The sequence below is a fragment of the Neobacillus niacini genome, assembly GCF_019749295.1.
In the GTDB taxonomy this organism is placed as follows: domain Bacteria; phylum Bacillota; class Bacilli; order Bacillales; family Cytobacillaceae; genus Neobacillus; species Neobacillus niacini_D.
The window spans coordinates 1-23,448 of record NZ_JACWFG010000030.1 but is presented as its reverse complement, the minus strand read 5'-3'; the positions used below and the strand labels follow the sequence as shown (position 1 = coordinate 23,448).

The window sequence follows — 23,448 nt, the reverse complement described above, 5'->3', positions numbered from 1 at the left end:
TAACGTTGAAGTATTCCTGCCTATCTTTTTTGTTTTTAAAAAGAATGGAATATTGTGCTTTTCATTTTTTTAAGATAGGCTATAATAAATGTATATGTGTCTAATTCAAGAAATATCTTAAAATTAAGGAGGCTTTACATAAGCATGGGAACATTTCTAGTTATTTTAGTTATGGTGGCGTTTCTAGCAGCTATCTTTACAGCAGGCTATAATGATAAGCCAGGTTCAAGTAAATAATATTTTTTACACGCAAATAGGCTGCCAAGAAGGCAGCCTTTTATATTTATCAGAACTGTATGCATTTTTGTAAAAACTGTTTTTTGTAGGAGCTGTACACTTTTTTGTATAAGCTGTATTCTTTTTTGTATAAGCTGTATGCTATTTTGTACAAACTGTACGCTTTTTTGTATAAGCTGTATGCTATTTTGTACAAACTGTACGGTTTTTAGTAAAAGCTGTACGCTTTTATCTCAAATCCATCTTATTTTTTTGAACAAATTCCTTCATATACATCCGTGTTTGTTTTTCTAGCATATTGGCCATTTGTTCTGACCAGGTGTCCTTTCTTTTTCCTCCCGTCCGCTGCTCATAGTAACGAGAGATGGTTTGGTTGTAGTCCTGAAGCTGGCGCAAATATACGTCCTTATCCTGCTCATATTCTTCCTCATGATAGACATGCTCTAGAGGCAGTCTTGGCTTTTGATCATTTATTTTCTCTGGATAGCCGATTGTCATTCCAAAAAGCGGGATTACCCTGTCAGGTGTCTTTAATAATACTTTTACAGCTTCAAGGTTATTTCGAATTCCACCTATGTAACAAATGCCGAGCCCCATTGATTCCGCAGCAATTGCCGCATTTTGGGCTGCTAATGCTGCATCGATTAGTGACACCATAAATTTCTCAGTACTTTCAATTGAAGGAAGTACATCTTTCCCTTCCACTTCACCAATCAATTCATGTCTGCTTAAATCTGCACAGAAGACAAAGAGATGTCCATTCTCTGCAACATATTCTTGGTTTCCGGCTATCTCCGCAAGCTTCCGCTTTTTATCTTTATCCTTGATACCGATAATGGAGTAGGCTTGGATAAAACTTGATGTTGAGGCAGCCTGCGCACAGGCAACAATCGTTTTGATTTGTTCATTACTTAACTGCTTGTCCTTAAAATCACGGATAGATCGATGATTTAATATTGTAGTAATCACTTCATTCATAATGATACTTCCTTTCTCTGTTTAGCAAAAAGAGGCCTTTAGCGGCCCCCTATTTTAAATGACGATAGTCTTGCTGACGAAGCGCTTCATATATTAGAATCGCAGCGGTGTTTGATAAATTCAAGGAACGAATATTATCATTCATCGGAATCCGCAGGCTGACATCCTTATTATTTTCAATTACTTCTTTTGGAAGCCCAGTCGTTTCACGGCCAAAAATGAAATAATAATCTTTATCAGGATTGCTATAATTGAAGGAGCTGTAGGCCTTCTCACCAAATTTCGTGATATAGAAAAACTCTCCGCCTTCATTCTTCTGATAAAAGTCATCCAAAGAATCATAATAAACAATATTTACAAATTCCCAATAATCCAATCCCGCTCGCTTTAACATCTTATCATCGGTAGAAAACCCTAATGGACGAATCAAATGTAAAGATGTATCAGTTCCAGCACAAGTTCTGGCGATATTTCCTGTGTTTGATGGTATTTGCGGCTGATATAGTACGACATGTATTGCCAAGAATCTCACCTCATAAAAAAAACTCTTTTAACATTATACCATTATCAACCAGCCAGACAAATTTTCTTACCCATCGACAATCGTAAAAAACTTATATTTAATATTTGGTTTGTAAGCGGATGAATCTTCATAGGCCCAGTACCTCATACGGCTGTTGTACGTATTGGCGTTAACTAGCGGCATTCCATAGGCATCCTTGGCAGTGACAATCGTGTTATGGTTATAACGCCCATCCCCCTCGAAATCGTAGCAGATAACATCCCCCATTAGCAATTGATCCGGACTGCTGACTTCTTTTGCCCGTAAGCCACTTTTGGAATTTGCCAAATACAATCGTAATGAATGGGCCACTGTCCAGCTATAACTCCAAATATTATTTTGGAGCCACCAGCCTGTTCCCCTGTTTGGGTATCCCCTCATTGGGGCTCCGCCAGCATGGAGGCATTGCGAGATATAATTTGTACAGTTGTTTTCAAATGTCTTATAGGCGGGATTGTAACTATTCCACCAGCGTTCCGCATATTGAACCGCTTTTAAGCGATTATATTGATAACTTTTCCGTTCCTCTTGTTCATCCTCTGCTGCAATTTCCAATTCAGCCTGCTTTGCATAGGGATTTATTTCTTTATCCATAATCAAATCATTTTTAAAAAACTTGCACATCCGTACTTCTACTTCTTCTTCTTGGTACAGCGTTCCTCTTTGTTTGATTAAGTATTGGTAATGAACCTGATAAATCGTGGTTTGAAAATCTCCATCCAATGATTGATTGAGGATGTTCCCCCGTGCCTTAACCTTGACGATTTCTGCGGAACGTTTAGCCAAAGACTCCAGCTTCTGTTCAGCCTTTTCATAATTTCCAGACTGCCTCTTACTCTTTGAAACAAATTGTTCGACTCGTCCTTCAAACAATTCTTGGAGTGATTGATCCACCTTTATCTCCCCCTTCTGTTTCATACATATGTACAGAAGGGAAATTTAATCAAAAAAAATGAGCGCAGACAGAATGTCCTCCGCTCAATTAGTTCTTAAGTTTTAGCAGGCTTTTTTCAATCTCACCCTTAATATCTAAATCATCTTCTTTTTCTACTATTTTCTCTAATCCTTCAATTGCTTCTGGACTGCCAATTTTACCGAGCGCCCACGCAGCAGTTTCTTTTAGAACAGTGCTGGTTTCATTTTCTAAAACAGCCAGTAAATCTGGGATGGCACTATTATCTTTGAAATGGGCCAGCGCGATGATGGCATTACGCTGAATCGGCTTTTTACCTCTCCATGAACCTGCCACAGATCCAAATTTGTTTTTAAATTCACGATTACTCATTTTTAACATTGGTCTTAAAAGTGGTTTGGCTATCTCGGGGTCAGCCTCCATTTCCTCATGGAAATGAAAGTCCTTCCCTTTATTAACAGGGCAGGAGGTTTGACAGGAATCACAGCCATAGACCCGGTTGCCAATTTTATCTCTAAACTCTTCTGGGATCGCAGCTTTGGTTTGTGTTAAAAAGGCAATACAGCGCTGAGCATTAATTTGACCGCCTTGGACCAGGGCTTCCGTTGGGCAGGCCTCGATACAGGCTGTACAGGAACCGCATTGATCCTCCATCGGTGAATCGGGTGCGAAAGGTATGCTAGTAATCATTTCACCCAAATACACATATGAACCAAACTCGGGTGTTAGTACAGCGCAGTTCTTCCCGCTCCACCCAATACCTGCTCTTTGGGCAACTGCACGGTCAGATAGTTCACCTGTATCAACCATTGATTTGAGACGAGCCTCTGGCACTTTTGCTAAAATAAACTCCTCTAGCTTCTTTAAGCGATCTCTTAAAATATGATGATAGTCTAATCCCCATGAGGCACGGGAAAAGAATCCTCTTCTCTCACCTTTTCTCCCTTCCACACGGACCTTCATTTTTGCTGGATATGCAAGTGCTATCGAAATGATTGATCTCGGCTCTGGAAGAAGCAAGGCTGGTGTCACTCGTTTTTCAATGTCAGGCTCTTCAAAGCCTGATTGAAAGCCAAGTTCTTGCTGGCGAATCAATCTATTCTTCAACTCAGTAAAAGGATCTGCTGTGGTAAAACCAATTTTATCTATTCCGATTGTTTTACTATAAGCAATTACTTCCTCCTTCAATTGATCAATATCCATTTGGAAACCTCCTTTCCTAAAAATGATTTATAGTAAGCCGCTAATTTTTAGGTGCACATCTAATTATGATAAACTATTTTTATTATATTTTGGAGGTGGAATCATTGGAAATTCAGCTTTCATCAGAAATTATTAGCAAGATTCCTAATTTTAAGCTTGGAGTCATTGAATATAAAGATATTACGGTAGGCGATTCCCCACAAATGGTAAAAGGAAGGCTGCAGCTTTTTCAAGAATCGATTTACTTTGATTTAGAAAATAACAATCTAACAGAGCTGCCAGGAATCCAAGAATGGCGCAGTATTTTTAAAACCTTTGGCAAGGATCCTAATCGGTATCGTCCTTCTGTAGAGGCTCTATACCGAAGAGTACAGAAACAGAATTATCTAACTACGATTCAAAGTGCCATTGATATCAATAACTTTTTCTCGCTGCAATATCAAGTACCAATTGGTATTTATGACACAGACAAATTAGTGGGAACAATTAAGATTGAAGTGGCGAAGGCAGGAGAAGAATACACAGGTCTGAATGGCCGGATGAATTCGTTAGAAAACCTGATTGTCTCCTGCGACCAGTTTGGACCATTTGGGAGTCCTTTTGTAGATTCCAACAGAGCATCGGTAACAGAAGAAACCCAGAATGCGCTGCAGATCATCTATTTACAGCCTTCTACAGCGGTGAATAATGCTGAAAGACTGACAGAATCATTGATGAAGATGTTCACACAAATACATGGCGGTGACGCAAACTTCTATATACTCGGAAGTCAGTAGGGTGTTATTCGAGCCCGCCATGGTGTAATATGCCCGTTCACGATACGAAATAGCGTAGCGGGTATTCGTGCCCGGCACTGGGTAATTTGCTCGTTTACGGTAACGAGTAGCGGTTATTCGTGCCCAGCACGGTTTAATATGCTCGTTAACGGTAACGAATAGCGAATTTTAACAAGGAACAACTATTTTAGAGAGTTCCTATTTTAACTTATTCTTGAATATAGAAAAAACGCAATGCATCGTTCTCAAGTAACGATACACTGCGTTTGGTAATATGTATGGAGCGGGTGATGAGAATCGAACTCACAACATCAGCTTGGAAGGCTGAGGTTTTACCACTAAACTACACCCGCACAAAAGTAAGTATTAACAAATGTTAAAGAACTTAAACACATTTATTATATTACAAAGTTTTTACTCTATCGTCAAGACCATTTTGCGTTTTTTGTCGAAAAAAATCATTAATAAATTATCTGATCTACTTTTTTGTTTAATGATATGCCAGCGTAACAGTATTAATACCGTTTTTTTATTTAGTTAAAAGTTCTACAACTAAATAAAGAACCGGTATGGTCACAACACAAAACAACGTAGTTAGCAATACACCTAAAGACGCAAAAGAGGTGTCAGCGCCATATTTTTGTGCATAAAGGGAAATTGTTGGTGCACAAGGCATTCCAGACACTATTACAGCAATGACTAGCAAAGAAGATGGGACGGATAGCGCAGCAAACGGGATTAATAGCAAAGGGATAAATAGAAGTTTAGCTATCGCCATATTCCACAATGAGCCGGTTTTCATCATCGAAAGAAGGGATATAAATTTCACATTAACGATTAAACTTCCTACTACGATCATGGATAGAGGAATGGTCATCTTTCCAATCATTTCAAAACCATGAGAAATCACATCTGGCAAGCCTACAGGCAGTAAAAAGATAACCATTCCTGTTAATGTGGAAAGAATCCCTGGATTCAAGAATATACTTTTCCATTTCATTTCTTTCTTATTTTTACTAAAAAGGTATATGCCATACGACCAAATTAATAATAAATAACATAAATTAAACATGGTTAGGTAAATAATTCTCTGGTTTCCAAAAACAATAAAAATTACAGCGTAACCAATAAATCCTTGATTTCCAAAAATGATTAACCCTTCATAAACACTATTTTGTTTTTCTGGAAGTTTGGCACGTTTTCTCATCCATATGGCTAAAAGACTTGATAATAAAAGCACATAAATTGACATTGTGATGAGCCAGAAAAATTCTATGACTAAGCTAAAAGAAAAGGAGATATCTAATGAAAATAAAATAAGGGCGGGTAATGTAATGTAAAGAATCAATTGTGTAAACACATCATTTGCATTTTCCTTAAGGATTCCACTTTTCCTAGCGAAAAAGCCTACTACTGCAATTCCATAAAGCATTAACATTTCTTGCAAAAAGACACCCGTTGAATCCATGACTTCCCCCTCCCTTCATTATTGGTATGAACAAAATACCTAGATGGTTAATAAATATTAGGAAGGTATGACCTTAAGAAAACAAAATAGATGAAACCTTTTCGATTTCATCTAACAATAAAACTAAAATTAGAAATATTCTCGTTTTAGCTGTGCTGCAATAATATTTTTTTGGATTTCAGAGGTTCCTTCATAAATTTTGGTTATTCTTGCATCCCGATAGAAGCGTTCCACAGGGAATTCAGCAATATAACCTAATCCTCCGTGAATCTGCACAGCTTTATCTGCGACACGATTATAAACCTCGGAACCGAGCAGTTTTACCATAGCCGCTTCCTTAATGACCTTCATCTCTTGGTCTACCATCCATGCAACTCGGTAGGTCATACTCCTTAAGGCTTCTATATCAAGAGCCATGTCTGCCAAATAATGTTGAATAATTTGCTGTTCAAAAATCGGTTTACCGAACTGGATTCTTGTATTTGCATGGTGAATCGACATCTCTAGAAGCTTTTCGGAAGAACCTAGATTTCTTGCGGCAAGCCCTGCCCGGCCATTAGCAAGAATTTTTAAAGCGTTGACATACCCTTGTCCCTCTTGACCAAGCACATTTTCAACAGGTACTTCACAATCTTCAAAGAAAACTTCTGCAGAATGGGACCCGTGAAGACCCATTTTCTTTTCATTTTTCCCTACTTTGAACCCTGGGAAGTTTTTCTCTACGATAAAGGAGGTAATGCCCTTTGCTCCCTTCGATGGATCTGTTACTGCCATCACTGTAAAGACATCAGCAATCGGTGCGTTTGTAATGTAATGTTTGCTCCCATTTAAGATATATTTGTCCCCTTTTCTTACAGCGGTTGTTTTCAAGTTCGTTGCATGTGAGCCTGCACTAGGTTCTGTCAAAGCAAAGGCACCGATTTTTTCCCCTCTTGCCATTGCGGGCAAATATTTTCTTTTTTGTTCTACATTTCCCATTTCTACGATTCCTACAGAACCAATCCCCGTATGGGCACCGATGACGGTGGTATACCCATTATGAGTTCTGCCTAATTCCTCGTATATCGCACACTTGCCAATCATTCCTATACCCGTTCCGCCGTATTCTTCCGGAATGCTCAATCCAAATAAGCCCATTTCCTTGGACATAGCCATAATATTTTCAGGAATTTCGTCCTTTTCTTCAATCTCCATTGCAAGCGGTTCCACTTCACTATCAATAAAATCCCGAATACTATGTTTTAAAAATATGATATCTTCAGGTAATTGGAAATCCATAATCTCCACTTTCCTTTCTATTTAACTATTTAACGTGTAATCAACAAATCCGCTAAACTTGCATATTTTCCACAATCGTTGTAATACCCTGTCCTCCTCCAATACAGAGAGTGACTAATCCATGCTTTACTTCTCTTCGTTCCATCTCGTGCAATAGTTTTGTCATTAGAATGGCACCTGTAGCTCCTAGAGGATGACCTAATGCAATCGCTCCCCCATTTACATTCACTCTTTCTAAATCCAAATTAAGTTCCTTTATCACAGCAAGAGCTTGAGCCGCAAAAGCTTCATTTAATTCAATTAATCCGATATCCTCTAAAGTGAGACCAGCAAAAGATAGCGCTTTCCTCGTAGACTTCACCGGGCCAATTCCCATAATTTCTGGAGAAACCCCTGAAACAGCTTGAGCAATAATTTTTGCTTTTGGTCTAAACCCATACTGGTGTGCAGCATCTTCCGACATCATTAACACCGCAGAAGCCCCATCGTTCCGTCCACTGCTATTTCCTGCAGTTACCGTACCGTTTTCTTTAAACACTGGTTTCAAATTGCCCATCTTTTCCAGACTGGTTAATCGCGGGTGCTCATCAACCTCAAAAGTCTTTACTTCTTTTCGCTGCTTGACTTCATAAGGAACAATTTCCTTTTTAAACACCTCACTCTTTATTGCTTTTTGTGCAAGTTCCTGACTGCGAAAGGCAAATGCATCTTGCTGCTCTCTCGAAATTTTATATTGCACAGCTAAATTTTCCGCAGTATATCCCATGGTTAGATTCCCATAGACCTCAATTGGCTGAGAACGCGGTTGGCTTTCTGTATTTGGATCAACAATCTCTCCATTCCCTGAACCGTATCCATAGCGAGCCTTTCTTATATAATAGGGTGCTGTGCTCATCGATTCGGCGCCGCCGGCTATTATTACATCTGATATCCCGCTCATAATCTGCAAGGCTGCATTATTTATGGCTTGAAGTCCTGAACCGCATTGTCTGTGAACAGTATAACCTGGGACCTCAACTGAGAGCCCTGCACGTAAAAGAGCCAATCGGGCAAGATTAGGGATATCCGCACTTTGTTTTGCCTGCCCCATAATCACCTCTTCTACTTCATTTTTGTCAATTCCTGTTCGTGATACAATTTCTGTGATGACTTTTGCACCAAGAAAGTCTGCTTCTATTTCCTTTAAGCTTCCTCCAATTCGCCCCACTGCAGTACGAACTGCATCAATAATGACAACATTTCTCAATTTTCATCCTCCTCGTACTTTTGGCCATTAAGGAATGGAGTTAAATCATAAAATTTGTTCTACATTAGAAACACTATTCCCCTCTTGGATCAATAATACTATCCATCTTCTTTATAGGTCAATCTAGGATTCTGAAAATTGTTAATATTAACAAAAAACCGTTCTAGTTTTCTAAGCCAGCCCTCAAGTGGGGCTGTTATCCTTATTAGACATAAGTTTCCTAAAGAATAATAGAGTAGTCCAATTTGGGCTACTCTATTTTATCGAACTAATTTTATAGATAGTGGAAAGTTTTATTCCAGTGAAAATTTCACAATATCATCCAAATAGTTCATTGAATTATATCCATAAATCTCCAGCCTTTTAGGAATTATATTTTCTCCAGCGGTGTTTGGATGTAACTCTGCTTTAAAAACTGTAATGTAATGATGGGGTTGTTCAATTTCTTCATATGATATAGGTTCATTCATATTGTATTCCACCCCATTTTTATCAACAATCACTCCTTCAGAATTCAACTCCATTGAAACAATTTCACTTTCATCCTCGCCCACAATTTGGAAGTTAAGAAACTCATATGATCGATTTTGAGGATTACTTATGACAACTTTCGTCGGCTGTCCAACTTCCACCTTGTCGATAGACATTGTACTGCCTGCATATTCGAAGGTTTGGGGATACTCCTGCGAAGCATCCAATACAATGGTTTTTGGTTCTTCTATAGTAAAATAAACTGATTCGAATTGAACCTTAACCTCAGTTGGCTTTCCCACAAAAAGTGGTTCAAAGTGTGTTTGCATAGGAATCCAATTTTCTTCATATGTTGTTTCTAAAAAAGAGCCGCCATTACTATCAGCTTTTACTTTTTTATTGTTCACTTCTAGATTATTAAAATTAATCACGTCTATCCGCTTCCCTGGCTTCTGAATATTAATACCATATTGTAGAACTGTTGCTGTCGGAGCAATAGATAGTTTATCAAATCGAACCGGGATTCCTTCGACTATTGCTTCTTCATCCAAGGCATATTCAACGGAAGGCTGTTTTGTAACAGGGATTTCAAAGTTCCACTCCCCTGTTTCACTTTCCATGCCCCCGTAAACCGCAATACCATTCTGGTCCGCGGCCTCACGAATCAATTTATTGATTTTTGTAATTTTTAATTTTACTGTTCCGTTATCACTTTTGAGTGGCTGCAGACTTAACCTCCCATGATAAACATTCTTTTCTTCGGTATTTACTTCACCTTCAAGGTCAGGGGGATAGTACCTTGGATATGCTCTGGTATTCATGATTTTATAATCGTTCTCCACAAAAACACCATCAAAAGCATCTAAAAAATATTGATTGTCTTCTTCTGTATCTTCTATTTCGTAAAAAACCAGCGTCTGTACTTCATCCGCAATCGCACTCTTAATCTTGATTTTCACCCCATCACTCTCGGCTTCCAAGTTTAAACTTTCACCAAGGTCCTGTTGAAGAAATGCACGCAATTCCTGATCTTTTTCTGTCCATGTATAGTAGGATTTAGAAAACACACCTGTGAAAAGTTCTATTCCTATTAATATTGTGAATATCCCTGCAAATACAAGCACGTTTCTTATACGTTTCTTGTTCTTTTTCTGCCTTTGCTTTTCCTTAACTGCCAGTCTCTCCATAATACTTTCCATGAAACCAGATGGTACATGTACAGCTTCCATTTTATCAGCAAGATTTATCAACGTTAACATAACATCTTGAAATGTACCCAAATCACCCTGACAGTCTGGGCAATGATAAATATGTTTCTCTAGTTCAATCTTTTTCGGACGAGCCAAGGTTCTCTCTAGGTAATCGATGTAATCCTTTTGATACTCTTTACAGCCATTATAGAGAGACCTCTCCCCCATTTCGTTTCTAAGTGACTGAATTCCGGAAAGCAAAAGCTCTTTCGTTTTTTCCACAGAAACTTGGAGGAGACGTGCCACTTCCTCCATTGGAATGCCCTTTAGATAGGTGAGGACCAACACTTCTTTCTCGTTCACTTTCAATTGATCTAATGCTTTAAATATATCCTGACGTGATTCAGTTTCCACTCTTGTTAGTAAACTTCTATTCTCAGAAAGCTCCCGGCAGATAGTTATGAAGATGGATGTGACCCATGTTTCGAATGATGTTTCATTTTTAAATCGAGGAAATTGCTTATGAACCTTTATAATAGCCTGGTAAAAGAGCTCTTCCATTTGCTGCCGATTTCCAAGATAGGACCAGCCGAGTGCATAGTACGATTGTTTATTCAAATCGAACCAATCGAATATGGATTTTACACTTTTTTCACTAATTGGAGTGATAAAACTGCGTTCTATTTTTGGGACCATTAAAATGTCCCCCCTTTGCATTCTCTTTAAACCTTTTAGAGCTCTTCAATATGTTCCTTTATCCATTATTCGACCTTTTACTTATATTTCCTCTTTCTATATTAATCATTTATAGAACGCGGATTCGAATAATATTTGATTCTGAAGTTACCACTATTACTTTCATATAAAAAAGAACATCTCTTATCCAAGATGTCCCTTCATATTTCTATTAATGTGATAAAACGTTGATACTAGCACTTTCTTTCTTTCCGTGCAGTAAAAAGTAAAGAACAGAAGAAAGCAGCACTACAACTCCTAGAATGATATAAAGCGTCCTATAGCTCGTAAATGGAAGGAAGAATCCGAGCAGATAAGGACCGAATCCTAATCCGGCATCGAGAAATATAAAGAAGGTTGACGTAGCCAGTCCCATACGATGAGGAGGAGTCAGTTTAACAGCAATTGCCTGAGTGCATGACTGCATATTCCCAAATCCGAGTCCAATAAGTATACCCGCTGCTAACAAAGTGATGCTGCTGTGGGATGAACCTAAAAGCAGCATTCCAGCAGTAAAAAGAACAAAGGCGGGATACATCACGTAATTTGCCCCTTTCACGTCCATTATACGGCCTGTGAATGGACGTGAGATCAATACTGCTACTGAATAGACAAGAAAGAAGAAACTTGCAGCATCAACCAGGTCTATTTCAATTGCATAGAAATTAATAAATGAGAGAACACTTGAGTAACAAAAACCTATAATTAATGTAATGATTGCAATGGGAACTGCCTTCGGCTCAATAAAATGAGAGAGTTTGACTCCATTTATTTCAGTTTTCTTTATTAATCCATCCACAGCCGGCACAGACACAAAGAATGCTGTGATCAAACTGAAGATACCTAACACCAAGCAGAGACCAAAAATTAATTGAGTACTTGTATGCTGGCTCATATATAGTCCAATGAAGGGTCCGACTGCTGTAGCCAATGTCGAACTCATACTGTAATACCCGATACCTTCTCCTTTTCGCCTTTTCGGAATAATCTGAGCCACTATTGTTCCAGTTGCTGTGCTTGCGATACCCAGTGTAATACCATGTAATAAACGAGTGATTAGCAGGAAGGTAATACCCAAATGGATAAAATATAAAGATGTTGTTACTATATAAAGAATTAATCCAATGAATAACGTTCTTTTACGGCCAATGGAATCTATACTGCGGCCGATAAACAGACGCCCAATTAAAGTCCCAACAATAAAAATTCCTGTAACAAGCCCTGCTTGGCTTGTAGAAGCATTGTATTCATCAACTGCATATACACCTATAATCACGATTAACAAATAAAAGACTAACGTTAATAAAAAATTGACGCTGGAAACAATGATGAAATCCTTTGTCCATAATTTAGGTTTACTCACTTTTGCTTCCCCCGCCTCTCATAATATTTTCCTGGATTTTAGGAAGCGTTTGAAACGTAATCATTTGCTCATCATTCGCGATACCTGCCATAACACTATTTTCTAAAGCTGTGATTTTTTTTCTACATGCCTGGTAAATTCCTTCTCCTGCTTCAGTTAACTGAATGACTTTCTCACGCCTATCCATACCAGGGATTTGTTTCACCATTTGGAGTTCTTCCAATCGGTGAACCCTCCTCGTAATGGTTGGTTTTTCTACATTATAATTATTTGCAATATCAATAAGTGTCGAAGGTCCATTATTTTTAATATAAAAAATAACTTGCCATAATGAATAAGAAAGCTCATAAGTACTCATTAGTTCATTCATTCTGGTTATAAGCGGTCTATACAGACTTAAATATCTCTGAAAAAAACCTTCCAATTCTTTCTCCCCCTTATCATTAAATAGTTACCATGGATAACTATTACCAAAGATAACTATATATATATTAATAAAAGATGTCAAGATGAACGCCTTTAACTAAGCCTGGGTTAAAGCACTATGAGTACATTTGCACTAATATTCTTTCACAGATTACTAGTAATAATATTTATATAAGCAAAAAAAAAAAGACCTGCAAGCAGGTCTTTTTTTAGCTATTATTAAGCTTTTTGAACGTTTGTAGCTTGTGGGCCACGTTGTCCTTGTTCAATTTCAAAAGTTACACTTTGACCTTCGTCTAAAGATTTGAAACCTTCGCTTTGGATTGCTGAGAAATGTACGAATACGTCCTCTCCTGCTTCACGCTCGATGAATCCAAATCCTTTTTCTGCATTAAACCACTTTACTTTACCTTGTTCCATAATTGTTGCCTCCTAGTGCGGATCTCCACACAATGTGTTACTATCCTTGCTCAAATACTTTAGACGAAAAACAAAATCTATTCTCAATCTGAAAAAGAACAAAAATAACTCTTATCAAGAGTAACAGATATATCATGAAATAGCAAATAGCAGCATTCCTATTCTAATGAACACCATATCTTTAACAGATATAATATTTAGAATTTTTAATCTAAGATTATATTAATAAAATATATTGACTCGCCATTTTACTCGTGATAAATTACTTTTTAATAAATATAAAATATATTCTATGACGAGAAAGAGTAATTGTTTCTTTAAAAGAAATACTCGGAATATGGGTGGTACCACGAGCACAAACTCGTCCCTATTAAGGGGCGAGTTTTTTTATACAATTTTTATTCAAGGTGGTTATCGTAATGAAAAATTTAATTGTGATCACGGGTTCATTAGTTGTGGCTTTTGCCTTTAATTTCTTTCTCGTTCCTTATGGAATCTTGAGCAGCGGGATAAGTGGAATTGCGATCTTGATTGGGTTAGTCACTCCATTTGATATTGGCTTAATGAATCTACTGCTAAATTTACCCTTACTGATTCTAGGCTATTATAAACTTGGGAAAATGATTACGATTAATACACTCATTTGTGTTCTATCACTCTCCGGTTTCTTATACATGTTGCCCACTGTTCCTGTGACAGATAACATATTGCTCTCAACCATTTTTGGAGGGATCATTGGAGGGATTGGGATAGGCATTATTTTAAAGTCCTCCGGTACTTCTGGTGGTTTAGATATCATTGCGATTATCCTTTCCCGAACAAGTAATCTTCCTATTGGTCTTCTTCTAACAGGTATGAACGGCATTATTGTTCTTATTTCTGGAGCTGCATTTGATTGGAATATCGCCTTATACACGCTTTTGTCTATATATTTAACGGGTAAACTGATCGATACCATCCATACGGATCATATTAAATTGACCATGCAGATTGTAACTACAAAAGGTGAGTTAATACGAAAGGATTTACTGGAATCAATTTATCGAGGGATTACAATCACTGAAGGCTATGGCGGTTACTCCCAAGAGAAAAAACAGATTATCATGATGGTCGTTACACGCTACGAAACGATACAAATAAAAAAAATTGTCCGTACCCATGATGAAAATGCATTTATAAATATATTTGAGACTGTCGAAGTTGACGGTGTATTTGCTAATAATTAGGCAGGTTTTTTTGAGCAAGAAATCTATTTTCCCACCCTTAAATTGGACTTGAATCCGGAACTACTTTATTTAAAAATAGCTGATTTAATACTAACTGCGGCATTCTTGCCACTGAACAATAAATAAAAAAAGAGTGTCAAATTTATATCCAATTTGACACTCTTTTTAATTAATATTTTATTCTCAATTTGCTTGTTTTAACGTACGTTTTAGGAATTCCCTAGTACGGTCTTGCGTTGGATTATTGAAAATTTGTTCTGGACGTCCTTCTTCAGCAATAACTCCCTTATCCATAAATACCACTCGATCAGAAACTTCTTTTGCAAATTCCATTTCGTGCGTTACGATTAACATTGTAAGACCTAATTCTGCTAGTTCCTTCATGACTTTAAGAACTTCCCCGACCATTTCTGGATCAAGAGCGGATGTTGGTTCATCAAACAACATTACATCTGGTTCCATGGAGAGTGCTCTTGCAATCGCCACTCGCTGTTTTTGGCCGCCGGATAATTGCTTTGGCTTCGCGTTAATATATTTGTCCATACCAACAACCTTCAAGTACTTCATCGCTACTTTTTCAGCTTCTTCTTTGGAACGTTTTAATACTTTTACTTGGCCTACCACACAATTGTTAAGAACATTGTGATTGTTAAATAAGTTAAATTGTTGAAACACCATACCTAAGTGCTTCCGATAATCAGCTACATCGTGCTTGTCATCTAGAATATTTTCACCTTGATAGATGATTTGGCCGCCGCTTGGTTTTTCTAAAAGATTAATACAACGAAGAAGGGTTGATTTACCAGATCCAGAGGAACCGATGATGGTGACTACTTCTCCTTTGGTCACTGAAAAATTAATGTCTTTTAATACTTCATGTGTTCCAAAAGATTTGTTTAAATGTTGAATATCAATGATTTTTTCCATATTCACTCCTCCTTCTTCTCCCATTATTTTTGGTTTACATCGTTTGAAATCATCGTATAGTTATCAGAGCCATCTAATTTCTTTTCAAGGTATAGCAATATTCTTGTTACAATAAAGGTCATCACAAAATAAATCATACAGGCTACGAAAAAGGATTCAAAATATCTAAAGTTATTTCCTGAAATCGATTTTGTAACGAAATATAATTCTGTTACAGAAATAACATTCAAAACGGACGTATCTTTAATATTAATAACAAATTGATTTCCTGTTGCCGGTAGAATATTTCGAATAACCTGTGGTAAAACTACATTCCACATCGTTTGGACATGATTCATTCCTATAGCATTCGCTGCTTCGAACTGTCCTTTATCAATTGAAACAATCCCGCCGCGAACAATTTCCGCCATATAGGCTCCTGTGTTAATTGATACAACAATAATTGCTGCTACAAGAACATTCATATCAATACCAAATGCTAACGCAGAACCATAATAAATAACCATTGCTTGTACAATCATTGGTGTTCCACGGAAGAATTCAATATAGATAGAAAGAATTGCGTTAATAACTTTTAAAAGTACTTTCTTCGCTCCCCGTTCAGGAACTGGGATTGTTCGTATTACCCCTGCTAATAATCCGATCATTGCTCCCAGAACTGTCCCAATAAGAGCAATCAAAAGTGTTAAACCAGCACCACGAAGGAACATAGGCCAGTTTTCAGAAATGATTGTAATGACCCACTCAAGACTCATCTTTTATCCTCCTATACTGTATAAAACCGACTGTATGTTGTTATACAGCCGGTTTCTTCAATTTTTATTTTGCTGCTGGTTGATTCTTAATAGCACTATCCATAAAGCTAGTACGTTCTTCTTCAGGTAAACCAGCTAAAATTTCATTGATTTTATCTGTTAAGTCACTGTCTTTTTTAAGACCGACAGCGATTGCTGTATCATCTGCTGATGTTTTGAATCCTTCTTTAAATTCAACCATTACATAGTTTTCATTTGCAGCCGATGCACTAACACCTTCTGGACGCTCTGAAACGTATCCATCAATCATTCCTGATTCAAGAGCAACTCTCATTGCTGGGAAGTTGTCCATCGCTGTTTTCTTGTCTACACCTTCAATTTGATCAATCACTGAATAGTGAAACGTATTTAATTGAGCAGTAACTTTTGCACCTTTGAAATCATGGATAGATGTTGCACCTTCATACTTGCTGCCTTTTTTCACAACCATTACTAAATTGGAAGTATAGTAATTATCCGAAAAATCGATCGTTTCTTTACGTTCTGCTGTCGGTGACATACCCGCGATGATTGCATCAATTTTACCTGAAGTTAAAGCTGGTACAAGTCCATCCCACTCAGTTTTAACAATCACTAATTCTTTTCCTAAACCTTCAGCCACTTTTTTAGCAATTTCAACATCATATCCGCCTGCATATTCTGCAGAGCCATCGATTTTAACACCGCCGTTTGAATCATCGTTTTGAGTCCAGTTAAAAGGAGCATATCCAGCTTCAAGACCTACCTTAAACGTATTATCCTCTGATGATCCAGAACCAGAACTCTTACTTGTCCCACATCCTGCTAATAGAAGAAGTGTTGAAACCAACAAAACTATAACGATCATAAACTTATTTTTCATGATGTCTCTCCCCTTGTTTTATAATAGTTTACTAAATACAAAAAACGGCCTGAGATAAACTCAGGCCGCAATATGCATAGTTACCTTAAGTCCCCTCTTTTATCCCAAATGAGATAGCACAACCCAATAAACCGGAGAGTTTATTGAGACAGTCCTGCAGCTCTTAACTACAGACCCAGCATGTAATACCGAGAATATTACAGACTTCGGCGACATTTCCTTCTCCTTAGCATCACAGCTTCTCAAACTCCACTAAGGACTGTTAAATATCGCGCCTCTACCTCACTGAAAGAAAGTGAGGTCTTATTAAATTATATTAATATATTACAGCATTTTGTCGAAATCCGTCAACTTGTATTTTTCTGCCAGTTTATTAATCCATTGTGGCAACATTTGCGCTATCCGGAGAAATTGTTTTTTTTTACAAATAAGGATTTATAAACCTCATTTAATTATGGTAGAGCGCCTTTCAATGTGATAAGCGCTCTATTATGGTTTGCTTCTATGCTGGTATTTTGATATTTTTTTCCTTACTCCTTCTATTAGAATACAGAAAAAATAATAGAATAAACCATAGAGGTGTCAACAATAAAGCTGGACGTGTTTCTTCAGCAACCATCATTATGATGAGAATCGCAGCAAACAACGTCAGGACCGCATAGTTAATAAATGGTGTGAATGGTGCTCTAAATGTTGATTTTGCATGTAATTGCGGCTGTGTTTTCTTATACCTTATATGGCAAATGAGAATGACACCCCAAACCCAAATAAAACAAATTGCACTAATAGTTGTTACAATTCCAAAAGCTTGCTCGGGAATCAATTTGCTTAAAAGCGCCCCTGCTGATACGACAAGTGCGGATCCCCATAACGCATTACTTGGTACATGATTTTTATTCAGTTTTGCAAACTTGGATGGCGCCTGGTTATTTTTGCCTAAATTAAACAGGATTCGGCTGGTTGAAAACATCCCGCTGTTACAAGCAGAAGCCGCTGAAGTTAAGACGACAAAATTTATTATTCCTGCGGCAACCGGAATTCCGACTAAACCAAACGTTTTAACAAAAGGACTTTCTGCTGCATTTAGCTCTGTCCATGGGTTCACACATAATAGGATGATCAGAGCGCCTACATAGAAGAATAGAATCCTTACAGGAATTTTATTAATCGCCGATGGGATATTTTTTTCTGGATTGGAGGTTTCCGCTGCCGATACACCCACTAATTCCACACCGACATAGGCAAAGACGACCATTTGGAATGAAAGTAAGAAACCTGAAACGCCGTTTGGAAATAGTCCTCCATGTTCCCAAAGGTTTTGAACCGTAACCGTTCCAACATCGGTCTTGAATCCCATTACAAGTAAAATAACCCCAATGCCAATTAATACGAGAATCGTTATTACTTTTATTAAAGCAAACCAAAACTCTAATTCTCCGAAAAGCTTTACCGTTAATAGATTCAGTCCTAATAAAAAGATTAAACAGATGATGGCAGGTATCCATTGTGGGATATCAAACCAATATTGTACATATAAACCAACTGCAATCACATCAGCCATAGCAACCATAATCCAACAAAACCAATACGTCCACCCAGTTACAAATGCTGCCCGAGGTCCAAGATATTCTTCAGCAATGTCTGTAAAAGATTGATAACCTGCTTTTTTAGACAACAGAAGTTCTCCCAGCGCTCTCATAACGAAAAAAACGGCAATACCTACGATTAAATAGGCAAAGATGATGGATGGTCCTGCAAGCTGAATTGCTTTACCTGACCCTAAGAATAAACCGGTGCCAATGGTTCCGCCAATTGCAATTAATTGAACATGCCGATTTTTTAATTCCCTCTTTAATTCTTGCTGTGCCAAACCAAATTCCTCCTTAAACCCATTTCATAATGTGAAACCATGAGCAATAAATTTTCCCAATAAAAAAAGAGATTAGATGTTCTCCAATCTCTTAGGTCTAAGAATAACAAATAATAGTTGTCATGCTTCAGATTATCAGCATAACAAATAATTATTCAATACTCTTCTGTCCTTTTGCCTGAGATTGTGAACCCTTCGGCGCCGCGTATTCCAGCGGTCTCTCCAGAAGCTGCTCCTGCTATAGTTTGATCCATAGCATTCATAGCTGCTTAATTATTAAATTATTTATTGCAAAAGTATTTTCAATAATTTTTAAGTTTAATAGTAGTTAACTACTTTGTCAACAACAACAGTAGATTATCCGCCTTAATATGTATTGTTATTGTTTATGTTAGTTTTCCTACCTTCAATTTCTAATCATTCTATTCACTGGACCTTTAATTGCCTCCTTAGTTTTTACGGATATCAAAAAGTGTTTGCTACCATCTTAAAAGTGCAGAAATAGTCTAATTACTAAATGAAATGATAGCTAATTTTCTACGTATTACCACACAAAATAGTTTGGTACGATATTATAGTAAACGTTTACAAATAGTTCTATCAAAATATCATCAATAAAGGAGCGTTTCAGGTTGAGGTATATGAATAAACTATTTTTATCTGTTCTTTTGCTTATAGGTTTAGCAATGCCTAACATTGGTTTAGCTGCTGAAACAGTTAAACCAAAAGAAAAACCAGTCTATGATATTATGAGATATGCGAGCGAAATGCAACCTGGATGGAACTTAGGGAATACTTTTGACGGGTTTGATACAGGAGAAGTTGTACTTGATGAAACTGCGTGGGGCAATCCCCTTGTGACAAGAGAATTAATTACTAAAATCAAGGATCAAGGTTTTAACAGTATCCGCATCCCCATAACATTTGATACAAGATTAGGAGAAGCTCCAGAATATACGATTAATCCCGAATTCCTTAGCAGAGTGGACCAAGTTGTAAATTGGGCGCTAGATGCAAAGTTGAAGGTGATGATCAACATTCACCACGATTCATGGAGTTGGGTTGCAAATGGCATGGCTTGGGATCATGATTATACATTCTCAAAATTCAATGCCATTTGGGCACAGCTTTCCCAGCATTATAAGGATTACTCCACAGATTTAATGTTTGAGAGCTTGAACGAACCGCAGTTCTGGGGGTCAGGCGGGGATGTTGAAAGTCAAGAATTTTTAAATGAGCTTAACGATTCTTTTTATACAATTGTTAGGGATTCTGATGGGTTAAACAAGATTCGTCCCCTCGTTATTCCAACACTGAATACTAATTTCGAAAAGCAAGAAAATGTAAATAACCTATACAATTGGATTACCAAAACAAATGATCCCTATATTATCTCAACGGTTCACTACTATGGCTTCTGGCCATTTAGTGTTAATATTGGCGGTTATTATACCTTTGAAGAAAACTCCATGAAACACATTACTGAAAATTTTGATCGCGTGTACGATAAATTTACTACAAAAGGAATTCCTGTAGTCATTGGTGAATTTGGCTTACTAGGTTTCGATCAAAATACAGGTACCATTCAACAAGGTGAAAAACTCAAATTCTTCGAATACATGATTAACTACGCTGAAGAAAAAGGGATTATCCATATGCTATGGGATAATGGACAACATTTTAATAGGACAACTTTGGAATGGAATGACCCACAGTTGTATAATATAATGGCAGCGAGCTGGAAAGGAAGGTCCTCAACAGCAGAGACAGATTTTATTTTCTTAAAACAAGACGAAAAAATTACCGATGTAACACGATCGTTGAACTTAAACGGAAATAAATTGGTTTCACTCAGGTTAGAGGGAAAAAAATTAGTTGCGAAAAAAGACTATGTTCTGAATGGTAACTCTCTAACATTAAAAGCAAGCTTGCTTTCCCAATTAGTTTCAAATGAAACAGGAAAAACATCCGTACTAACAGCAACATTTAATAAGGGCGCTGATTGGTACTTTAATATCTATAATTTTGAAATGCCTTTGATCAAAGACTCTACAGGGACAACTAGCAATTTTACTATTCCATTACAATATAATGGAGATCTTCTCAAGACAATGGAAGCAAAATATGTAGATGACGGAAGCAATGCAGGACCACAAAACTGGACATCTTTCAAGGAATTTGGTTATGCGTTTGGTCCTAATTATCAGGATAACCTCGTAACATTTCCTAATGGAAATGAGCGCTTCTTTAAGGAACTCAACGATAAACGTGAGGTAGAGTTAACATTCCATTTCTGGAGTGGTGAAACAGTAAAATATTTCATTACAAAAGATGGCGATACGGTCATTGGTACCACAGTAAAAACACAAAAGCTGGACGGAGCGGCTGTGTTCTAGGTATCTAAAAGCCAAAAGTTCAAATGTAAAAAAGGGTTACCAAAATTTTTATTTTGGTAACCCCTTTATCTAATAAATAACGCCCATCTGATTACCTCTATCATATTTATCGGTTTCAACGGGAACAAGATAGTTGTATACTCCTGATTAAGTACTGGCATTAACCAAAGGCAATAGAACTTTAAGAAATTAGTCTTTATCAAAAAAAAGACTCACAAATATTGATTTAACAACATTTGTGAGTCTTTTAGATACCGGTGGTCGGGGTCGAACCGACACTCCAGAGGAACACGATTTTGAGTCGTGCGCGTCTGCCAATTCCGCCACACCGGCATAATAATATTTTTAAAGGTAATGCCGAGGACCGGAATCGAACCGGTACGGTAGTCACCTACCGCAGGATTTTAAGTCCTGTGCGTCTGCCAGTTCCGCCACCCCGGCGCAATGAAAAGCGCTATAAAACCAAAATAAAATACTTAAAGGCGGCAACCGGATTCGAACCGGTGGTAAAGGTTTTGCAGACCTCTGCCTTACCACTTGGCTATGCCGCCATAGGTGATGGAGCGGAAGACGGGATTCGAACCCGCGACCCCCACCTTGGCAAGGTGGTGTTCTACCACTGAACTACTTCCGCAAATTGGCTGGGCTAGCTGGATTTGAACCAACGCATGTCGCAGTCAAAGTGCGATGCCTTACCGCTTGGCTATAGCCCAATGATAATTTTATCTTCTTCCAAAAATGGTCTAATGGGGCGACTGATGGGAATCGAACCCACGAATGCCTGAACCACAATCAGGTGCGTTAACCACTTCGCCACAATCGCCATAATAAGATTAATTAATTGGCAGGGGTAGTAGGAATTGAACCCACACCAAAGGTTTTGGAGACCTTCGTTCTACCTTTAAACTATACCCCTAAAATAAATGGTGGAGGGGGACGGATTCGAACCGCCGAACCCGGAGGGAGCGGATTTACAGTCCGCCGCGTTTAGCCACTTCGCTACCCCTCCACATAATATGGTGTTAAAAACCAAATGGTGCCGGCTAGAGGACTTGAACCCCCAACCTACTGATTACAAGTCAGTTGCTCTACCAATTGAGCTAAACCGGCAAGCATATAATCAATAGAATAAAAATGGTGGCTCAGGACGGAATCGAACCGCCGACACAAGGATTTTCAGTCCTTTGCTCTACCGACTGAGCTACTGAGCCACATTTTTTAGCCTTTTTATAAAAACCTTATGGCTTAAATAAAAATGGCGGTCTGGACGGGACTCGAACCCGCGACCTCCTGCGTGACAGGCAGGCATTCTAACCAACTGAACTACCAGACCAATTGCGGGGACAGGATTTGAACCTGCGACCTTCGGGTTATGAGCCCGACGAGCTACCGGACTGCTCCACCCCGCGACAGTAAAAATTATTACATTTGCTTCATGCCCATAGTTTGTATGGACTGTATCAATCTCAGAAAGCTTATTCAAGTAGCAGCTCGATTGATACAACTCGCAGCTTATTCTGTGAAGTAACGCTCGTTGCTCCACCCCGCGACAGTAAAAGTTTATGAAAAGTTACTTCCGCTATTGCGAAAAACTTTGGTGGAGGATGACGGGATCGAACCGCCGACCCTCTGCTTGTAAGGCAGATGCTCTCCCAGCTGAGCTAATCCTCCATATAAAGAAGCTAAAGTTTTGCAAGCATTAAATGGTGACCCCTACGGGATTCGAACCCGTGTTACCGCCGTGAAAGGGCGGTGTCTTAACCGCTTGACCAAGGGGCCATAAATTAATAGATAGTGTTTTTATGGCGGAGAGCAAGGGATTTGAACCCTTGAGACAGGGTTACCCGCCTACACGATTTCCAATCGTGCTCCTTCGGCCACTCGGACAGCTCTCCATAAAATAATGGCTCCGCAGGTAGGACTCGAACCTACGACCGATCGGTTAACAGCCGATAGCTCTACCACTGAGCTACTGCGGAATATTAAAAGTAATGCAGCCTGGCAACGTCCTACTCTCACAGGGACAAAGTCCCAACTACCATCGGCGCTGAGAAGCTTAACTTCCGTGTTCGGTATGGGAACGGGTGTGACCTTCTCGCCATTATTA

General features: G+C 38.2%; 18 protein-coding genes, 17 tRNA genes, 1 rRNA gene and 2 riboswitches. Of the genes, 3 read left to right on the top strand and 33 right to left on the bottom strand.

Going from position 1 to position 23,448, the window contains the following annotated elements; genetic code table 11:
• Nucleotides 1-465: 465 nt before the first annotated feature.
• The 4 genes from nfsA to queG form a co-directional block, all read right to left on the bottom strand.
• Entirely contained in the window at nt 466-1,215 is a 750-nt protein-coding gene (nfsA, locus tag H0184_RS26510; protein ID WP_221830725.1) for an oxygen-insensitive NADPH nitroreductase, read from the bottom strand.
• Between the two features lie 49 nt (nt 1,216-1,264).
• On the bottom strand, nt 1,265-1,738 hold the full coding sequence (gene trmL / locus H0184_RS26505) for a tRNA (uridine(34)/cytosine(34)/5-carboxymethylaminomethyluridine(34)-2'-O)-methyltransferase TrmL (protein ID WP_221830723.1): 474 nt from the start codon (nt 1,736-1,738) through the stop codon (nt 1,265-1,267).
• 66 nt (nt 1,739-1,804) lie between these two features.
• A complete protein-coding gene (locus H0184_RS26500) occupies nt 1,805-2,671 on the bottom strand; it encodes an amidase domain-containing protein (RefSeq protein ID WP_221830721.1) in 867 nt (288 codons plus the stop codon).
• Nucleotides 2,672-2,759: 88 nt separating this feature from the next.
• Nucleotides 2,760-3,893, bottom strand: a complete 1,134-nt coding sequence (queG, locus tag H0184_RS26495) for a tRNA epoxyqueuosine(34) reductase QueG (protein WP_221830719.1) — start codon at nt 3,891-3,893, stop codon at nt 2,760-2,762.
• 104 nt (nt 3,894-3,997) lie between these two features.
• On the opposite strand from queG, the gene H0184_RS26490 reads away from it, so the two are divergent.
• A complete protein-coding gene (locus H0184_RS26490) occupies nt 3,998-4,669 on the top strand; it encodes a B3/B4 domain-containing protein (protein WP_221830717.1) in 672 nt (223 codons plus the stop codon).
• Nucleotides 4,670-4,948: 279 nt separating this feature from the next.
• Here the strand turns inward: H0184_RS26490 and H0184_RS26485 are convergent.
• The 8 genes from H0184_RS26485 to H0184_RS26450 all read right to left on the bottom strand — a co-directional run bounded on the left by H0184_RS26485 (nt 4,949) and on the right by H0184_RS26450 (nt 13,266).
• Nucleotides 4,949-5,022, bottom strand: a tRNA-Gly gene (locus tag H0184_RS26485).
• A gap of 176 nt (nt 5,023-5,198) precedes the next feature.
• On the bottom strand, nt 5,199-6,137 hold the full coding sequence (locus tag H0184_RS26480; protein WP_221830715.1) for an AEC family transporter: 939 nt from the start codon (nt 6,135-6,137) through the stop codon (nt 5,199-5,201).
• A gap of 129 nt (nt 6,138-6,266) precedes the next feature.
• A complete protein-coding gene (locus H0184_RS26475; protein WP_221830713.1) occupies nt 6,267-7,415 on the bottom strand; it encodes an acyl-CoA dehydrogenase family protein in 1,149 nt (382 codons plus the stop codon).
• A 52-nt stretch (nt 7,416-7,467) separates the two neighbouring features.
• On the bottom strand, nt 7,468-8,661 hold the full coding sequence (locus H0184_RS26470; protein ID WP_221830711.1) for a thiolase family protein: 1,194 nt from the start codon (nt 8,659-8,661) through the stop codon (nt 7,468-7,470).
• Nucleotides 8,662-8,954: 293 nt separating this feature from the next.
• Nucleotides 8,955-11,018, bottom strand: coding sequence for a sigma-70 family RNA polymerase sigma factor (locus tag H0184_RS26465; RefSeq protein WP_221830709.1), 2,064 nt, complete (start codon nt 11,016-11,018; stop codon nt 8,955-8,957).
• 211 nt (nt 11,019-11,229) lie between these two features.
• On the bottom strand, nt 11,230-12,420 hold the full coding sequence (locus tag H0184_RS26460; RefSeq protein ID WP_221830708.1) for an MFS transporter: 1,191 nt from the start codon (nt 12,418-12,420) through the stop codon (nt 11,230-11,232).
• Complete coding sequence (locus tag H0184_RS26455; RefSeq protein ID WP_221830706.1) at nt 12,413-12,844, bottom strand: MarR family winged helix-turn-helix transcriptional regulator; 432 nt, start codon at nt 12,842-12,844, stop codon at nt 12,413-12,415. The genes H0184_RS26460 and H0184_RS26455 overlap by 8 nt, the downstream gene beginning before the upstream one ends.
• Before the next feature lie 221 nt (nt 12,845-13,065).
• Nucleotides 13,066-13,266 (bottom strand): cold-shock protein, encoded by a 201-nt coding sequence (locus H0184_RS26450; RefSeq protein ID WP_057998306.1) that lies wholly within the window; start codon nt 13,264-13,266, stop codon nt 13,066-13,068.
• Nucleotides 13,267-13,685: 419 nt separating this feature from the next.
• On the opposite strand from H0184_RS26450, the gene H0184_RS26445 reads away from it, so the two are divergent.
• Complete coding sequence (locus H0184_RS26445; protein WP_221830704.1) at nt 13,686-14,492, top strand: YitT family protein; 807 nt, start codon at nt 13,686-13,688, stop codon at nt 14,490-14,492.
• A 183-nt stretch (nt 14,493-14,675) separates the two neighbouring features.
• Here the strand turns inward: H0184_RS26445 and H0184_RS26440 are convergent, their stop codons facing one another.
• From H0184_RS26440 to H0184_RS26425, 4 genes are all read right to left on the bottom strand, one after another.
• On the bottom strand, nt 14,676-15,419 hold the full coding sequence (locus H0184_RS26440) for an amino acid ABC transporter ATP-binding protein (RefSeq protein WP_221830702.1): 744 nt from the start codon (nt 15,417-15,419) through the stop codon (nt 14,676-14,678).
• A gap of 23 nt (nt 15,420-15,442) precedes the next feature.
• On the bottom strand, nt 15,443-16,174 hold the full coding sequence (locus H0184_RS26435; protein WP_221830701.1) for an amino acid ABC transporter permease: 732 nt from the start codon (nt 16,172-16,174) through the stop codon (nt 15,443-15,445).
• Nucleotides 16,175-16,238: 64 nt separating this feature from the next.
• Nucleotides 16,239-17,075, bottom strand: a complete 837-nt coding sequence (locus H0184_RS26430; protein ID WP_221830699.1) for a transporter substrate-binding domain-containing protein — start codon at nt 17,073-17,075, stop codon at nt 16,239-16,241.
• 106 nt (nt 17,076-17,181) lie between these two features.
• Nucleotides 17,182-17,363: riboswitch (Lysine riboswitch) on the bottom strand.
• A gap of 214 nt (nt 17,364-17,577) precedes the next feature.
• A complete protein-coding gene (locus H0184_RS26425; RefSeq protein ID WP_221830697.1) occupies nt 17,578-18,945 on the bottom strand; it encodes an amino acid permease in 1,368 nt (455 codons plus the stop codon).
• Nucleotides 18,946-19,101: 156 nt separating this feature from the next.
• A riboswitch (glycine riboswitch) is annotated at nt 19,102-19,181 on the bottom strand.
• 405 nt (nt 19,182-19,586) lie between these two features.
• Between H0184_RS26425 and H0184_RS26420 the strand changes: the two genes are divergently transcribed.
• Nucleotides 19,587-21,341, top strand: coding sequence for a cellulase family glycosylhydrolase (locus H0184_RS26420; RefSeq protein WP_221830695.1), 1,755 nt, complete (start codon nt 19,587-19,589; stop codon nt 21,339-21,341).
• A gap of 252 nt (nt 21,342-21,593) precedes the next feature.
• Here H0184_RS26420 and H0184_RS26415 read toward each other — a convergent pair.
• From H0184_RS26415 to rrf, 17 genes are all read right to left on the bottom strand, one after another.
• Nucleotides 21,594-21,674: transfer RNA gene (locus H0184_RS26415), tRNA-Leu, on the bottom strand.
• A 22-nt stretch (nt 21,675-21,696) separates the two neighbouring features.
• Nucleotides 21,697-21,782: transfer RNA gene (locus tag H0184_RS26410), tRNA-Leu, on the bottom strand.
• Nucleotides 21,783-21,821: 39 nt separating this feature from the next.
• Nucleotides 21,822-21,892: transfer RNA gene (locus H0184_RS26405), tRNA-Cys, on the bottom strand.
• A gap of 8 nt (nt 21,893-21,900) precedes the next feature.
• Nucleotides 21,901-21,975 (bottom strand) — tRNA-Gly (locus H0184_RS26400).
• A 4-nt stretch (nt 21,976-21,979) separates the two neighbouring features.
• Nucleotides 21,980-22,054: transfer RNA gene (locus H0184_RS26395), tRNA-Gln, on the bottom strand.
• 34 nt (nt 22,055-22,088) lie between these two features.
• Nucleotides 22,089-22,164 (bottom strand) — tRNA-His (locus tag H0184_RS26390).
• Between the two features lie 19 nt (nt 22,165-22,183).
• Nucleotides 22,184-22,257: transfer RNA gene (locus H0184_RS26385), tRNA-Trp, on the bottom strand.
• Nucleotides 22,258-22,265: 8 nt separating this feature from the next.
• A tRNA-Tyr gene (locus H0184_RS26380) sits at nt 22,266-22,350 on the bottom strand.
• A 25-nt stretch (nt 22,351-22,375) separates the two neighbouring features.
• Nucleotides 22,376-22,451 (bottom strand) — tRNA-Thr (locus tag H0184_RS26375).
• Between the two features lie 25 nt (nt 22,452-22,476).
• Nucleotides 22,477-22,552 (bottom strand) — tRNA-Phe (locus H0184_RS26370).
• Between the two features lie 45 nt (nt 22,553-22,597).
• Nucleotides 22,598-22,674, bottom strand: a tRNA-Asp gene (locus tag H0184_RS26365).
• Nucleotides 22,675-22,676: 2 nt separating this feature from the next.
• Nucleotides 22,677-22,750 (bottom strand) — tRNA-Met (locus H0184_RS26360).
• 186 nt (nt 22,751-22,936) lie between these two features.
• A tRNA-Val gene (locus tag H0184_RS26355) sits at nt 22,937-23,012 on the bottom strand.
• A gap of 33 nt (nt 23,013-23,045) precedes the next feature.
• A tRNA-Glu gene (locus H0184_RS26350) sits at nt 23,046-23,120 on the bottom strand.
• A 24-nt stretch (nt 23,121-23,144) separates the two neighbouring features.
• Nucleotides 23,145-23,236, bottom strand: a tRNA-Ser gene (locus H0184_RS26345).
• Nucleotides 23,237-23,245: 9 nt separating this feature from the next.
• Nucleotides 23,246-23,320, bottom strand: a tRNA-Asn gene (locus H0184_RS26340).
• Nucleotides 23,321-23,337: 17 nt separating this feature from the next.
• Nucleotides 23,338-23,448 (bottom strand): 5S ribosomal RNA (gene rrf, locus H0184_RS26335); the annotation flags it as partial.